Genomic DNA, 13,996 nt, shown 5'->3' with positions numbered 1-13,996 from the left:
GCCAACAACAACGAAAGCCTGAATCGAAAGATTCAGGCTTTTTTTGTGCCTGAAATTCAGAGATAAAGTACCGAGCAGATTGTGCGGAGTGGTAGTTCTTATGAATAGTATTCAGTGGGACTGAAAATACACCTGGCATTTCTCTGCTCTACCACGCTGAATACTGACTTTTTATTCTAGCGTACTTAGTCATTTAATTTTAGGTGTATACACCGTATCTTTTGCCTATATCGGTACTCAAACCAGTCTTTCAACTCATCTATTAATATATTATCCATTTGGTTCTAAAGGTTCATATGTCCCTTCGGTATTACTTGGTGGAACACGTGTTGGTTTGGCGTAGGCCAGCACAAAAAGCACTGTATGCGTCGTCAAATTTATTTTTCTATTCTAATACTGCCGATTGAGACGGTATTTTTTACCTTTTATAGATTAAATGATTTGTTTCGTTTCAGTTGGCTCTGAGTTGCAGTAAACTATCCGCTTAAACTGATATTAAGGACAGCTCGATGACAGATAAATCAAATAACACCACTCATTTTGGCTATAAAACTGTAGAGTCAGACCAAAAGGTCGATATGGTTGCGAGTGTGTTTCATTCAGTAGCGGCTAAATATGATGTGATGAATGACCTAATGTCTATGGGCATTCATCGTCTTTGGAAACGTTTTACGATTGATTGCAGTGGTGTAAGACCTGGCCATAAAGTTTTAGATCTTGCCGGTGGTACAGGTGATTTAACTGCTAAGTTTTCACGTATTGTTGGAGATTCTGGTTCTGTAACGTTAGCTGATATTAATGATTCAATGCTAAAAGTTGGTCGGGCTAAATTACGTGACCGTGGTATTGTTGGTAACGTGACTTACGTTCAAGCGAATGCTGAAGAATTACCTTTCCCTGATAATCATTTTGATCTGATTACTATTGCATTTGGTTTACGTAACGTAACAGATAAAGATAAAGCATTAGCATCTATGTTCCGTGTATTAAAACCGGGCGGTCGCTTATTGGTTCTTGAATTCTCAAAACCGGATTCTGACGCATTAAATAAAGTTTATGATTTTTATTCATTCAATATTTTGCCTAAGATCGGTGAATTAATTGCGGATGATGGAGATAGTTACAAATATCTAGCTGAATCAATCCGCATGCACCCAAATCAAGAAACATTAAAAGGTATGATGGAAACGGCTGGTTTTGAAAGCGTTGAATATCACAACTTGACTGGTGGTATTGTTGCGCTGCACCGCGGTTACAAATTCTAAGGAATGCTGATGCCAATCGAAATGCTCGTTACTGCGGGAATTGAAACATTATTGAATCAATTATTAAAAGCTGATGCAAATGCCGTAGACAAGATCGCGTCGCTAAAAGGTAAAGTGTTAAAAGTAAATATTGCTGAACTACCAAAACCACTTTATTTTATTTTTTCATCTCAGGTTGATGTGTTAGCTAAGTATGACGGTGAACCTGACTGCTGTATGGATATAAAGTTATCGAGTCTTGCTCGGTTACAAGATAGTTCACAATTCACGGCACTGATTAAAGAAGGTGAATTGGATATGCGCGGCGATCCCATGGTAGCAAGCAAATTCAGCATTATATTAAAAGAATTAGATATTGATTGGGAAGAGCATTTATCTCGTTACACCGGTGATGTTGCTGCACATAAGTTATTGCAAGGCGCAAAGTCGAGCCAAGCTTGGCTGAAAAATAACATGATGATTGCACGTCATAATGTTGCAGAGTATTTAATTGAAGAAATACGTTTAGCCCCCGGCGCGTTAGAAATTGCTGATTTTTGTGATGAAGTCAGTGAGTTAGAACAACAATGTAAGCGGTTTGAAATGCGCTTGGCATTATTGTCACGTAAGGAAGATGTATAAATGACATTGGTTGAGCTAAAGCGCTTTTATCATATACAAAAAGTTGTTTTGGAATATGGTATTGATGAGTTGTTACCTGCACAATTGCAGCCGTTATCAGCACGATTATTTCGAAAATCTATTTTTTGGATCAAAAATCAACATGCAGAGAAGTCACCTGCAGAACGTATAAAACTAGCATTGCAGCAACTCGGTCCTGTTTTTATTAAATTTGGTCAGATGTTATCAACGCGTCGTGATTTATTGCCACAAGAGTTTGCTGAGCAATTAGCTATGTTGCAAGATCAAGTGCCACCATTTGATAGTCAATTAGCGATGCAGCAGATCGAATCTGCGCTTGGTCAGCCTATTGATGATGTGTTTGATGATTTTGATCCGGTGCCGTTAGCATCAGCATCTATTGCACAAGTACATACAGCTAAGTTAAAAAGTAATGGCGAAGAAGTTGTTATTAAAATTATTCGACCTGATATCGAACCGATTATTCGTGCCGATACCCAGTTGATGAAACGCTTGTCGAAAGTATTACTGAAGTTAGTCCCCGAGGCTGTACGTTTAAGACCACTTGAGGTGGTTCTTGATTATGAAAAAACGATTCTTGATGAATTGAATTTAGAGCGTGAAGCGGCGAATACAATCCAGTTACGTCGTAATTTTCTTGATTCTAAAGAATTGTATGTACCAGAGATATACCCTGATTTTAGTCATAAAAATATGATTGTGATGGAGCGTATTTATGGTATCCCGGTATCAGATATTGCTGCGCTAGAGGCACAGGGTACCAATATGAAACTCTTGGCTGAGCGTGGTGTTGAAACCTTCTTTACCCAAGTTTTCCGCGATAGTTTTTTCCATGCTGATATGCATCCAGGTAATGTGTTTGTTTCTTATGAAACGCCTGAAGACCCTCGCTGGATTGGTATTGATTGCGGTATTGTTGGTACTTTAAATCGTGAAGACAAGCGTTACTTAGCGGAGAATTTGTTAGCCTTTTTTCATCGTGATTATCGTAAAGTCGCAGAGCTACACGTTGATTCTGGTTGGGTACCATCCTATGTTGATGTCAATGATTTTGAATTTGCGATCAGAACGGTGTGTGATCCTATTTTTGAAAAACCATTAGCTGAAATTTCTTTTGGTCATGTACTGGTTAATCTATTTGCTACTGCGCGTAAGTTTGATATGACAGTACAACCGCAATTAGTATTATTGCAAAAGACATTATTGTACATTGAGGGATTAGGTCGTCAGCTCTATCCTCAGCTAGACTTATGGGATACGGCTAAGCCATTTCTTGAAAATTGGGTGAAAGAACAGATGGGGCCACAAGCGGTCTTTTCTGCAGTAAAACAACGTGCGCCGTTTTGGGCTGAAAAGTTACCAGAGCTGCCTGAATTGGTGTTTGATACACTAACGAAAGCGACTAAGCAGCAAGCTAAATTAGATACGCTGTTTACCCAAGCAGAGCGGTTTACTCAGCAGCAAGCGTACGCAAACAAAGGTCGTTATTTACTGAGTAGTGGTGGCGTACTTATGATTTGTGCGGCGATCGTGTACAATCCTGATACTACTTCGCTAGCCACGACGTTAGCCAGTATTGGCTCAGCGCTGTTAATAGTCGGCTGGTTTAAGCTTAAGTAGCTGGAACAACAAAGTGAGTTAAGCGAAAAAAATTTATCGTAGATCAGAGTGTAGTAAATATGTAGCTTATATACTGTATACTGATCGACGTTAATAATGACGTATTCAATTATATAAAATAAGGTTTTATCATGGGCGGAATTAGTGTTACTCAGTTAATTATCATTGCTGTAATTATTCTTTTATTGTTTGGAACTAAGAAGTTACGTAATGTTGGTGGTGATCTAGGTGCGGCAGTTAAAGGCTTCAAAAAAGCCATGAGTGACGAGCCTAAAGATACGAAAGAAGAAAATAAAGTATTAGAAGAAACGACTGCAGCAAAAACAGACGTAACCAAAGAAACAAAAAAAGATAAAGAACAGGCATAATCTATGTTTGATATCGGATTTTGGGAAATTGTGGTTATTTCAGTGCTGGGCCTATTAGTATTAGGGCCAGAGCGTTTACCTGTCGCAATCAGAACTGTGAGCACTTGGGTGAAAACCATCAAGGATGCAGCTAACTCTGTGAAAGAGGAATTGTCACATGAATTGAAAATTCAAGAAATGCATGACAATTTGAAAAAAGCGGAGCAGCAAGGGATGAATAATATTAGTCCTGATTTGCAAAACTCTATTGACTCTTTACGTGATGCTGCAGCGTCGGTGACGCGTCCTTATGCGGATGCAGATAAATCGACGTCAACATCTACACCGAGTGTTGACCAAACGCCTAAAGTAGCAGAACAGGTAATAGAACAGGATAAAAAATAAATGGCAGCAGATCCAAATACTCAGCCTTTGATTGCTCATTTAATCGAACTGAGAGATAGGTTATTGCGTGCGAGTGCCGCAATTATCTTAGTTTTTATTTCATTAGTGTATTTTGCTAATGATATTTATCAGTTGATATCAGCACCACTGATTGCGCAATTACCTGCTGGCACAACGATGATCGCAACAGATGTCGCGACACCATTCTTCACGCCAATAAAATTAACTCTGGTTGTGTCTTCATTTATTGCTATCCCTTGGGTTTTGTATCAAGTTTGGGCTTTTATCGCGCCAGGTTTATATAAGCACGAGAAAAAATTGATCGCGCCGTTGGTGATTAGTAGTGCTTTACTCTTTTATCTTGGTATTGCTTTTTCATATTTCGTTGTGTTTCCTTTAGCATTTGAGTTCTTTGCGGAAGCTGCGCCGGAAGGGGTCACATTCGCGCCTGATATTAGTAGCTATCTTGATTTTGTGTTGAAGATATTTTTTGCGTTTGGTCTCGCATTTGAGATCCCGATTGCTACATTGGTATTATGTTGGACTGGTGCGACAACGCCTGACAGTTTACGTAAAAAACGCCCTTACATTGTCGTGGCAGCATTTATTATGGGGATGTTATTAACACCGCCAGATATTATTTCACAAACATTATTAGCGATACCTATGTTGCTATTGTTTGAGTTAGGTTTATTATTTTCTCGTTTTTACGTTAAACAGGACGAGACAAAAGATGAAGAAGCAGGAACTGATTGATATAGGCGTTAATTTAACAAACGCTGCTTTTCACAAAGATTTACCTGATGTTATTGAACGTGCCTCTGCCCAAGGGGTGCGTCGTTTAATTGTTACTGGCACGGATATCGCCGAAAGCCAGCTTGCTTATCAACTTACTCAAGACTATCCACAGCAACTTTATGCCACTGCAGGCATTCACCCACATGATGCTCGCCATGCTACTGATGAGAGTTGGCAGCAAATTAAAGCCCTGGCTCAACATGATAGCGTGGTTGCTATTGGTGAATGTGGTTTGGATTTTAATCGTGATTATTCTCCTCGCCCAATGCAAGAAGCTGCGTTTGCAAAGCAGTTAGAGCTGGCTGCCGAATTAAATATGCCAGTGTTTATGCATGAACGTGATGCTAATGAACGTTTTATTGCAATATTGAAAGAGTATCGATCAGCGTTACCCGCGGCTGTATTGCACTGTTTTACCGGTTCTGCGAGTGATTTGGCTGCATGCCTAGAATTGGATTTACATATTGGTATTACCGGCTGGATCTGTGATGAACGTCGTGGTTCGGAGTTATACCAATTGGTGCGAGATATTCCTGCTGATCGGTTAATGTTAGAAACGGATGCGCCGTATTTATTACCGCGAAATCTAAAACCAAAACCGAAATCACGTCGTAATGAACCTTGCTATCTACCGCATGTTGCACAAACCATTGCTACCGCGCGTAATGAGGATGTTGAGCTATTATTACGTCGCAGTTTACAGGTGACTGAACAGTTCTTTCAGTTACCTAAGCTGTGATCACTATCACTTCCTATTGCTTCGTTAATACTTTGTGTATCGAAGACTAGACAAAACCGACTAAGCAGTCTATTTTAATTGACTAACTAGTCGGTTTTTATATTGAGGCATGAAAATTATGAGTGTAGCGACAATCAGAACGAATGATAGCGACAGTATCGATGATATTGTAGAAATGGAACAGATCTTTGCAACGCAAAAAGAAGCTTATTTAACCCAACCTGAATGGGGTATGGCTGAGCGTAAGAAACGCTTAACATTATTTAAAGCCGCTTTCTTGGCAAACAAAGAAGCGTTACTGACCGCTGTTTCTGAAGATTACGGCCATCGTTCTCGTTACGACACTTTAATCGCTGATATCTTACCAACGACGGCACAATTTAATTATACTTTAGCGCGTTTAGCGAAGTGGATGAAGCCGACACGACGTAATCCTGGTTTGTTATTAGCACCAGCAAGTGTCACCATCCATTATCAACCTGTTGGTGTAGTTGGTATCGTTGTACCTTGGAATTTCCCGATTAATCTGGCCGTTATGCCATTGATCACCAGTATTGCAGCCGGTAATCGTGCGATGCTAAAAATGTCGGAGTTTACCCCAAAGACCAATCAAGTATTAAAGCAAATTATTACTTCAGTGTTTGATAGTAAAGACGTTTGCATTGTTGAAGGTGAGGTGGCCTTGTCTGCGGCATTTACCAAGTTACCTTTTGATCACTTATTATTTACCGGTTCGACAGTTGTGGGTAAGCATGTAATGCGTGCCGCCGCAGATAACCTGACGCCTGTGACACTTGAATTAGGCGGTAAATCGCCAGTGGTGGTTGCCCCTGATATTGATATCAAAGTGGCAGTTAACCGTATCATGTTAGGTAAAAGTCTTAATGCTGGCCAGATCTGTATTGCGCCTGATTATATCCTTTGTCCACGTGCAAAAGTCGCGGAGTTTGTGAAAGAGTACCGTAATGAGTTCAATCGCCGTTATCCAGCTGCTATGCAGAATGATGACTACACCAATATTGTTGATGATCGTCAGTATGGGCGTCTTAAATCATGGTTAGAAGATGCGAAGCAAAAGGGTGTGCAAGTAGAAACAATGCAAGATGGCAATAGCCTTGATGATCAAAGACACCGTATGTTACCGCATCTATTATTAAATGTGAGTGATGATATGCAGCTCATGCAAGATGAGATCTTTGGTCCATTGTTACCGATTCTACCTTATGACTCGATTGATGATGCGATCCGTTATATTAAAAAACGTCCACATCCATTAGCGTTATATATCATGAGTTTTGATAGAAATACTCAGCAACAGATCATACGTGAGACGATTTCCGGTGGTGTTGCGATTAATGATACAATCATGCACTTTGCTGCTGATGATGCCCCGTTTGGTGGTGTTGGCCCATCTGGTATGGGACAGTATCATGGCATCGAAGGCTTCCGTACTTTTTCAAAATCAAAAACCATATTGAAACAAGGAAAATTTCATTCTACGCGCTTTGTTCATGCGCCTTATGGGAGTTTGATACAAAAAATAATTTTGAAATTTTTCTTGAGATAATATGACTAAATCAAAAAAAAAACTGATCTTGGATGCCGCGTTAGCGCTGTTCACGGTCAATGGGTTTCATGGTACGACGACGGCGGCGATTGCACGTGAAGCAAAAGTCGCAACGGGTACCTTGTTTCATCACTTTGCCACGAAAGAAGCATTAATCGAAGCCTTATATCTTGAGGTAAAAAGAGAATTTGCTCAGGCTTTATTGCAGCCAAATGATCATAATACTGAATCTCGATTAACTGATATCTGGGTTTACGGTGTTCACTGGTTAGTTCATCATCCACAAAAAATGGCGTTTATCCTACTTTGTAGCCATTCGTTGTATTTTGATAAAAAGATCCAACTGGCTATTTGGGAAGAGGTATTAGGCTTCTTTACGGAATTACTTAATACGGGTATTCATAACGGTATAATTAAAGATTTACCGATACCATACCTTTTAACGACATGTGAGAGTTTCTTACTATCAACTGCGACTTATGTGTATGCGCTACCTGAGATAGATCAAAAGGCTGCGATTAATTCGTCAATTAATGTAATTGTTGATGCTATTTCAGTACAAGGTGCTGATATTCATTTACTCACGCGGTAAGATGGCTATCTAACCAAGTACAAACCGTACTTGGTTTCCCAATTCGAATTCCTACCTCGCAAGGAGATATCGTGAGTAAAACTATTCTAGGTGGTTTCCCAAATCGTCGCCCTCGTCGTAATCGTAAAAATGATTTTTCTCGTCGTTTAGTGGCTGAAAATCAATTAACAGTTAATGATCTTATCTATCCGATGTTTGTACTTGAAGGTACAGGCCGTCGTGAATCGATCGCATCAATGCCGGGTGTTGAACGCTTATCGATTGATTTACTGTTAGAAGAGGCGGCTGAACTGGTCGCGTTAGGCATTCCGATGATTGCTATCTTCCCTGTTACCCCGTTAGAGAAAAAAAGCTTACTTGCAGAAGAAGCGTATAACGCTGATGGCTTAGCGCAAAAAGCAGTACGTGCATTAAAATCATCATTCCCTGATCTCGGAGTCATGACTGATGTGGCGTTGGATCCGTTTACTACTCACGGCCAAGACGGCATCATTGATGACTCGGGTTATATCCTTAATGATATTACCACTGAGATTTTAGTGAAGCAGGCGTTATCTCATGCTGCTGCGGGTGCAGATATTGTCGCCCCTTCAGATATGATGGATGGTCGTATTGGCGCTATCCGCATCGCATTAGAAGAGGCGGGTCATGTGAATACACAAATTATGGCTTACTCTGCAAAATATGCATCTAATTATTATGGACCTTTCCGTGATGCGGTGGGCTCGGCGAGTAACCTAAAAGGCGGCAGTAAGGTTACTTACCAAATGGACCCGGCAAACTCGGATGAAGCGTTACATGAAGTGGCGATGGACATCGAGGAAGGTGCGGACATGGTGATGGTTAAGCCTGGTATGCCTTATCTGGATATTGTACGTCGTGTTAAAGATGAATTTGGCGTCCCAACATTTGCTTATCAAGTGAGTGGCGAGTATGCAATGCACATGGCTGCGATTCAAAATGGTTGGTTGAAAGAACAAGAATGTGTTCTAGAATCATTACTATGCTTTAAACGTGCTGGTGCTGACGGTATTCTGACATATTTTGCAAAACGCGTAGCGATATGGCTTAAAGAAAATAACGCGTAATCATTTTACGGCAATAAAAAACCGAGTCTCATGCTCGGTTTTTTACTTTCTAATTATCTATTACTTTTCTTTAACTTGTAATACTAAATTATGCTTAGCTTGTAATTCTAACTCAGATGCTAATGCGGCTGCGCGTAATGGATGCTGCGCTAACCATTGTGCTGGCAAGGTGATTATTAATGTATTTTCTTCAGCGAGAATGAGTGAAAACTCTGGAATTGTACCATCAGTACGTCGTAAGGCTAGCGTGTATGACACTCTTAAGATACGACAAAGTAGTAAAGCACTTGCGTAACTGATTGCTGATTGTTGTGCTAACAAAGATAAATTTAATTCATCACGTTGGTTAATCAATAACGCCGACAGTAATTGCTTCTGGGCTTTGGTAAAACCAAGCATATCTGTGTTATCGATAATATAGGCCGCGTGTTGTGGTGCTTTCTTATAATCAATCGATAAGCCGATCTCATGTAAAGAACTGACATAAGCAAGTAAAGGTCCTGCTTGGGTATCGTCTTCAGAAATCGTCATTTTTAGTTGGTCAAATGCTTTTAACGCGGTACTTTTAACCCGTTCAGCTTGTCCCAGATCCAATTGATGTTTTACCATCAAGCTATTTACTGTTTGTTGACGTACATTGTGACTTGCACGCAGTCCGGTCATTTCGTAAATAACGCCTTCTCTTAACGCGCCGCCAGCTAAAAACATATTATTGATTTCTAGGCTTTCAAATAGCGCGGTAAGAATAGCCAAGCCGCTTGTGAATACTGGTTTTCTATCTGTTGTTAAGCCTTTGATATTAAGGTTTTCAATATCACCACAGGCAATCGCTTGCTGCTGAATACAGTGTAATTTCGTCAGTGTTATCTGTTCATTCTCACCTTGCGCGACCATAATTTCTTGTAACGCTTGGATTGTACCTGAAGCACCTATACACGTATTCCAGCCAATGGTTAAATACTTTTCTAGCTGAGGGTTCAAAACCGCTTTTGCCGCATCAATTGCTTGCGTAAAGTTGTGTTGATTGAGCTTACCATCAGCAAAATAGTTATTTAACCAAGTAACACAACCCATCTTAAAGCTATAAAGCAGCTTTGCTTGTGCTTGTTCACCAATAATGAGTTCAGTACTTGCGCCACCGATATCTACCACTAAACGATTGCCTTGACCACTGCTGGTATAGGCAACGCCTTTGTAGATAAGCGCCGCTTCTTGTTCACCGGAAATAATGTTTACCGGATGAGCCAATATTTTTTCTGCCGTAGCAAGAAATATAGCTACATTTTTTGCTAAACGTAATGTAGCTGTACCAACAATCCGAATGTTCTCGACTGGAATGTCTTGTAGTTGTTCAGCAAACAAACTTAAACAATCCCAACCGCGCAGAAGTGCTGCTTGGTTGAGATTATTTTCTGCATCAAGGCCAGCAGCAAGTCTTACTTTGCGTTTAACTTTAGCAACAGTTTGTAGACTATTGTTAACTTCGCGAACGACCAGCATATGAAAGCTGTTTGAACCGAGGTCAATAACGGCATATAAATTTGACGAACTTTTTTTACTCACACTAATCACTTTATCTATAAACAAACTATTTAATTAATGGGTTTTGTTATGCGTATTATGCTGACGTTGGCCAGTACGACGCGTTTTGTTACGATCATTCATTGATCTTGAATTACTCGGACGAGCACGTTTAGTGTGGATCGGTCGTGGTAAGTCAGTTAATAATGCGGCTTTATCGTAATGACAAACAGGGATCGTATGTTCAATGAACTCTTCAATCGCGGGTAAATTATAAATGTATTTTTCACAAGCGAAACTAATTGAATGACCTTCTGCACCAGCACGACCAGTACGGCCAATACGGTGTACGTAATCACCACAATTATCGGGTAAATCGTAGTTAAATACATGACTTACCGCTGGAATATGTAGACCACGTGCTGCAACGTCCGTCGCGACAAGAATGTCTAATTTACCTTGAGTGAATTGTTCTAGAATACTATTACGTTTTTTCTGAGGAATATCACCCGTTAATAAACCTACGCGATGTTTATCTGCTGCCAAGTGGCCCCAGATTTCTTCACATTTATGCTTAGTATTGGCAAATACAATGGCACGTTCTGGCCATTCTTCTTCAATTAACGTTTGTAATAAAGCCATTTTGTCATCATTTGACGGGTGAAATAGCTCTTGAGTAATGCTGCTGCCTGTTACTTTGTCTGCTTCTACAGTGACTTCTTCTGGTTCGTTCATGTGCTGATAAGCTAATTCACGAATATCCCAAGTAAAGGTCGCAGAAAACAGTAAGTTTAGACGCTGTTTTGGCTCTGGCATTTTGCGCATTAAATAGCGAATATCTTTAATGAAGCCTTGATCTAGCATGCGATCAGCTTCATCTAATACTAATGCTTCGACACCGGATAAATCCATTGTTTTTTGTTTTTCAAAATCAATGATACGACCCACAGTGCCGATGATGATATCAACGCCGTTCTCAAGGTTTTCACGTTGAATATCGTAGCTTTCGCCACCATAAACAAGACCCATTTTAAGGCCTGTTGTTTTGGCAATCGGTAACGCATCTTTATGAATTTGAATTGCAAGTTCGCGTGTTGGCGCTAAGATAATAGCGCGAGGCTTATTTTTTGGACGATCTTCGGCTGGTTTTGTTTTCAATAAATGATGAAAAATAGCGGCCAAAAATGCGATAGTTTTGCCTGTACCAGTCTGTGCTTGACCGGCTACATCTTTACCTTGGATGGCAAATGGCAAGCTAAGTGCTTGAATTGGTGTACAATATTCGAAGCCTGAAGCTTCTAACCCAGCAAGTACGTCGGCATTAAGGCCAAACTGGGAGAACTTATGTTCTGTAAGATGATTTTTGCTCATTTATTTAGCATATCAGGTTAAGCTTGCATTAAGAACTTAAATCTATTGAAATAGGGCAATGAGTGCCACATATATGTAGTAACAAAATTATTTTTTATTGGAGTAATAAATGAGCGACAAAATTATTCAGCTAACCGATGCTGCTTTCGATATGGATGTGTTAAATTCAGAATTACCTGTACTAGTTGATTTCTGGGCTGAGTGGTGTGGACCTTGCAAAATGATCGCACCGATCTTAAGCGAAGTTGCTGAAGAGTACGCAGGTAAAGTCACTATCGGTAAATTAAATATCGATCAAAATTCAGGTACGCCACCTAAATTTGGTATCCGCGGTATCCCGACTTTATTGTTATTTAAAAACGGCGCTGTAGCGGCGACTAAAGTTGGCGCATTATCAAAAGTGCAATTACAAAGTTTTCTAGACGAAAACCTGTAACATGTAAAATACTGACGAGATTTTGTTTTTAAATCTCGTCAGTATGCTATTATTCAGTGGACGAATAAAATTATAAATGCTAACTTCATTGTTCGTTTATTGTTCTATGTGCCGAATCAGGCATCATAATCAATGATTCAATCATTGATTTAATAACTCAAATTATCGATTCATTACTTAGTTAATGGCTCACACACTCGATCATTGATTCAAATACTTTATCCTTGGTTGACATTCCGTTACGCAAAGGTTGCATAAGCTCGAACTCATCATTATGAATTTAACCGAATTAAAAAACACACCAGTTTCTGAACTTGTAAAACTGGGCGAATCTATGGGTCTAGAAAATCTGGCTCGCTTAAGAAAACAAGATATCATCTTCTCGATCCTAAAAGCTCACGCGAAAAGCGGCGAGGACATTTTTGGTGATGGTGTTTTGGAGATCTTGCAGGATGGCTTTGGGTTCTTGCGTTCAGCAGACAGCTCATATCTCGCCGGACCTGATGATATTTATGTATCACCAAGTCAGATACGTCGCTTTAACTTACGAACGGGTGATACCGTTGGCGGTAAAATTAGACCGCCAAAAGATGGCGAACGCTATTTTGCGCTGTTAAAGATTGACCAAGTTAACTATGACCGTCCAGAAAACTCTCGTAATAAAATCCTCTTTGAAAACCTAACGCCAATTCACCCGATTGAACGTCTTCGTCTAGAACGTGGTAATGGCAGTACCGAAGATATTACCGCACGTATTCTTGATTTAAGTGCGCCGATCGGTAAAGGTCAACGTGGTTTAATTGTGGCACCGCCGAAAGCCGGTAAAACCATGTTATTACAAAACATTGCCTCTTCAATTGCGTTAAATCATCCAGATGCGATATTGATGGTTCTACTTATCGATGAACGTCCGGAAGAAGTAACAGAGATGCGCCGTCTGGTACGTGGTGAAGTTATTGCTTCTACTTTTGATGAGCCTGCGAGCCGTCATGTACAAGTAGCGGAAATGATGATTGAAAAAGCCAAGCGTCTTGTAGAACACAAGAAAGACGTGATCATCTTACTGGATTCTATCACCCGTCTGGCACGTGCTTACAATACGATCACACCATCATCCGGTAAGATTTTATCTGGTGGTGTTGATGCCAATGCATTACACCGTCCAAAACGTTTCTTTGGTGCTGCACGTAAAGTTGAAGAAGGTGGTTCTTTAACTATTATCGCAACAGCATTGATTGATACTGGTTCGAAAATGGACGAAGTCATTTACGAAGAATTTAAAGGTACAGGTAACCAAGAGTTACACCTTAATCGTAAAATTGCAGAACGTCGTATTTATCCTGCGATTGATTTCACGCGTTCAGGTACCCGTCGTGAAGAGCTATTAGCAGATAAAGCTGAGCTACAAAAAATGTGGATCCTACGTAAGATTATTCATCCAATGGGTGAGATCGATGCAATGGAATTCCTGATTGATAAGCTAGCCATGACGAAAACGAATGATCAATTCTTCGAAGCAATGAAGAAGCAAAAATCATAATCGTTTAAGTTAACTGTCTGTGATTAATATTTAAAATAAACGCCATATATTTTGTTTTTATAACA

15 protein-coding genes are annotated in these 13,996 nt (G+C 40.0%); 13 read left to right on the top strand and 2 right to left on the bottom strand.

Going from position 1 to position 13,996, the window contains the following annotated elements:
• The first annotated feature begins 160 nt into the window (after positions 1–160).
• The 11 genes from AKG98_RS22955 (at position 161) to hemB (ending at position 9,063) form a co-directional block, all read left to right on the top strand.
• A complete protein-coding gene (locus AKG98_RS22955) occupies positions 161–343 on the top strand; it encodes a cytosine permease (protein ID WP_369814909.1) in 183 nt (60 codons plus the stop codon).
• A 166-nt stretch (positions 344–509) separates the two neighbouring features.
• Complete coding sequence (gene ubiE, locus AKG98_RS02785; protein WP_067041054.1) at positions 510–1,265, top strand: bifunctional demethylmenaquinone methyltransferase/2-methoxy-6-polyprenyl-1,4-benzoquinol methylase UbiE; 756 nt, start codon at positions 510–512, stop codon at positions 1,263–1,265.
• Between the two features lie 9 nt (positions 1,266–1,274).
• Positions 1,275–1,886 carry an SCP2 domain-containing protein gene (locus AKG98_RS02780; protein WP_067041048.1) on the top strand — a complete coding sequence of 204 codons (612 nt, stop codon included), beginning with the start codon at positions 1,275–1,277 and terminating at the stop codon, positions 1,884–1,886.
• Positions 1,887–3,527, top strand: a complete 1,641-nt coding sequence (gene ubiB, locus AKG98_RS02775; RefSeq protein ID WP_067041046.1) for a ubiquinone biosynthesis regulatory protein kinase UbiB — start codon at positions 1,887–1,889, stop codon at positions 3,525–3,527. It abuts the gene before it with no gap.
• Positions 3,528–3,658: 131 nt separating this feature from the next.
• The gene (tatA, locus tag AKG98_RS02770) at positions 3,659–3,895 is read left to right on the top strand and encodes a twin-arginine translocase TatA/TatE family subunit (protein WP_067041043.1); all 237 of its coding nucleotides are present in this window, start codon (positions 3,659–3,661) and stop codon (positions 3,893–3,895) included.
• Between the two features lie 3 nt (positions 3,896–3,898).
• Complete coding sequence (gene tatB, locus AKG98_RS02765; protein WP_067041041.1) at positions 3,899–4,279, top strand: Sec-independent protein translocase protein TatB; 381 nt, start codon at positions 3,899–3,901, stop codon at positions 4,277–4,279.
• On the top strand, positions 4,280–5,035 hold the full coding sequence (gene tatC / locus AKG98_RS02760; RefSeq protein ID WP_067041033.1) for a twin-arginine translocase subunit TatC: 756 nt from the start codon (positions 4,280–4,282) through the stop codon (positions 5,033–5,035).
• A complete protein-coding gene (locus AKG98_RS02755) occupies positions 5,013–5,816 on the top strand; it encodes a TatD family hydrolase (protein ID WP_067041031.1) in 804 nt (267 codons plus the stop codon). The genes tatC and AKG98_RS02755 overlap by 23 nt, the downstream gene beginning before the upstream one ends.
• 118 nt (positions 5,817–5,934) lie before the next feature.
• On the top strand, positions 5,935–7,383 hold the full coding sequence (locus AKG98_RS02750) for a coniferyl aldehyde dehydrogenase (protein ID WP_067041029.1): 1,449 nt from the start codon (positions 5,935–5,937) through the stop codon (positions 7,381–7,383).
• A gap of 1 nt (position 7,384) precedes the next feature.
• A complete protein-coding gene (locus AKG98_RS02745) occupies positions 7,385–7,975 on the top strand; it encodes a TetR/AcrR family transcriptional regulator (RefSeq protein ID WP_067041026.1) in 591 nt (196 codons plus the stop codon).
• 71 nt (positions 7,976–8,046) lie between these two features.
• A complete protein-coding gene (hemB, locus tag AKG98_RS02740) occupies positions 8,047–9,063 on the top strand; it encodes a porphobilinogen synthase (RefSeq protein ID WP_067041023.1) in 1,017 nt (338 codons plus the stop codon).
• 60 nt (positions 9,064–9,123) lie between these two features.
• Here hemB and gppA read toward each other — a convergent pair whose 3' ends face one another.
• Both gppA and rhlB read right to left on the bottom strand, forming a co-directional pair.
• Complete coding sequence (gppA, locus tag AKG98_RS02735; protein ID WP_067041020.1) at positions 9,124–10,626, bottom strand: guanosine-5'-triphosphate,3'-diphosphate diphosphatase; 1,503 nt, start codon at positions 10,624–10,626, stop codon at positions 9,124–9,126.
• Positions 10,627–10,659: 33 nt separating this feature from the next.
• Complete coding sequence (gene rhlB / locus AKG98_RS02730) at positions 10,660–11,955, bottom strand: ATP-dependent RNA helicase RhlB (protein WP_067041017.1); 1,296 nt, start codon at positions 11,953–11,955, stop codon at positions 10,660–10,662.
• 109 nt (positions 11,956–12,064) lie between these two features.
• Here rhlB and trxA point away from each other — a divergent pair, with 109 nt between their 5' ends.
• The gene (gene trxA / locus AKG98_RS02725; protein ID WP_067041014.1) at positions 12,065–12,391 is read left to right on the top strand and encodes a thioredoxin TrxA; all 327 of its coding nucleotides are present in this window, start codon (positions 12,065–12,067) and stop codon (positions 12,389–12,391) included.
• 274 nt (positions 12,392–12,665) lie between these two features.
• Positions 12,666–13,931, top strand: a complete 1,266-nt coding sequence (gene rho / locus AKG98_RS02720; protein ID WP_067041011.1) for a transcription termination factor Rho — start codon at positions 12,666–12,668, stop codon at positions 13,929–13,931.
• Positions 13,932–13,996: the final 65 nt, after the last annotated feature.

The sequence above is a fragment of the Moritella sp. JT01 genome, assembly GCF_001574435.1.
In the GTDB taxonomy this organism is placed as follows: Bacteria; Pseudomonadota; Gammaproteobacteria; order Enterobacterales; family Moritellaceae; genus Moritella.
The sequence above is the reverse complement of the archived record's forward strand: the minus strand, read 5'-3'. Positions and strand labels throughout refer to the sequence as shown.

Coding starts and splice junctions, on each gene's coding strand:
- ubiB (WP_067041046.1), top strand. CDS start 1,887: ATGACATTGGTTGAGCTAAAGCGCTTTTATCATATACAAAAAGTTGTT.
- AKG98_RS02750 (WP_067041029.1), top strand. CDS start 5,935: ATGAGTGTAGCGACAATCAGAACGAATGATAGCGACAGTATCGATGAT.
- rho (WP_067041011.1), top strand. CDS start 12,666: ATGAATTTAACCGAATTAAAAAACACACCAGTTTCTGAACTTGTAAAA.
- ubiE (WP_067041054.1), top strand. CDS start 510: ATGACAGATAAATCAAATAACACCACTCATTTTGGCTATAAAACTGTA.
- AKG98_RS02780 (WP_067041048.1), top strand. CDS start 1,275: ATGCCAATCGAAATGCTCGTTACTGCGGGAATTGAAACATTATTGAAT.
- trxA (WP_067041014.1), top strand. CDS start 12,065: ATGAGCGACAAAATTATTCAGCTAACCGATGCTGCTTTCGATATGGAT.
- tatB (WP_067041041.1), top strand. CDS start 3,899: ATGTTTGATATCGGATTTTGGGAAATTGTGGTTATTTCAGTGCTGGGC.
- tatA (WP_067041043.1), top strand. CDS start 3,659: ATGGGCGGAATTAGTGTTACTCAGTTAATTATCATTGCTGTAATTATT.
- AKG98_RS02755 (WP_067041031.1), top strand. CDS start 5,013: ATGAAGAAGCAGGAACTGATTGATATAGGCGTTAATTTAACAAACGCT.
- tatC (WP_067041033.1), top strand. CDS start 4,280: ATGGCAGCAGATCCAAATACTCAGCCTTTGATTGCTCATTTAATCGAA.
- AKG98_RS02745 (WP_067041026.1), top strand. CDS start 7,385: ATGACTAAATCAAAAAAAAAACTGATCTTGGATGCCGCGTTAGCGCTG.
- rhlB (WP_067041017.1), bottom strand. CDS start 11,955: ATGAGCAAAAATCATCTTACAGAACATAAGTTCTCCCAGTTTGGCCTT.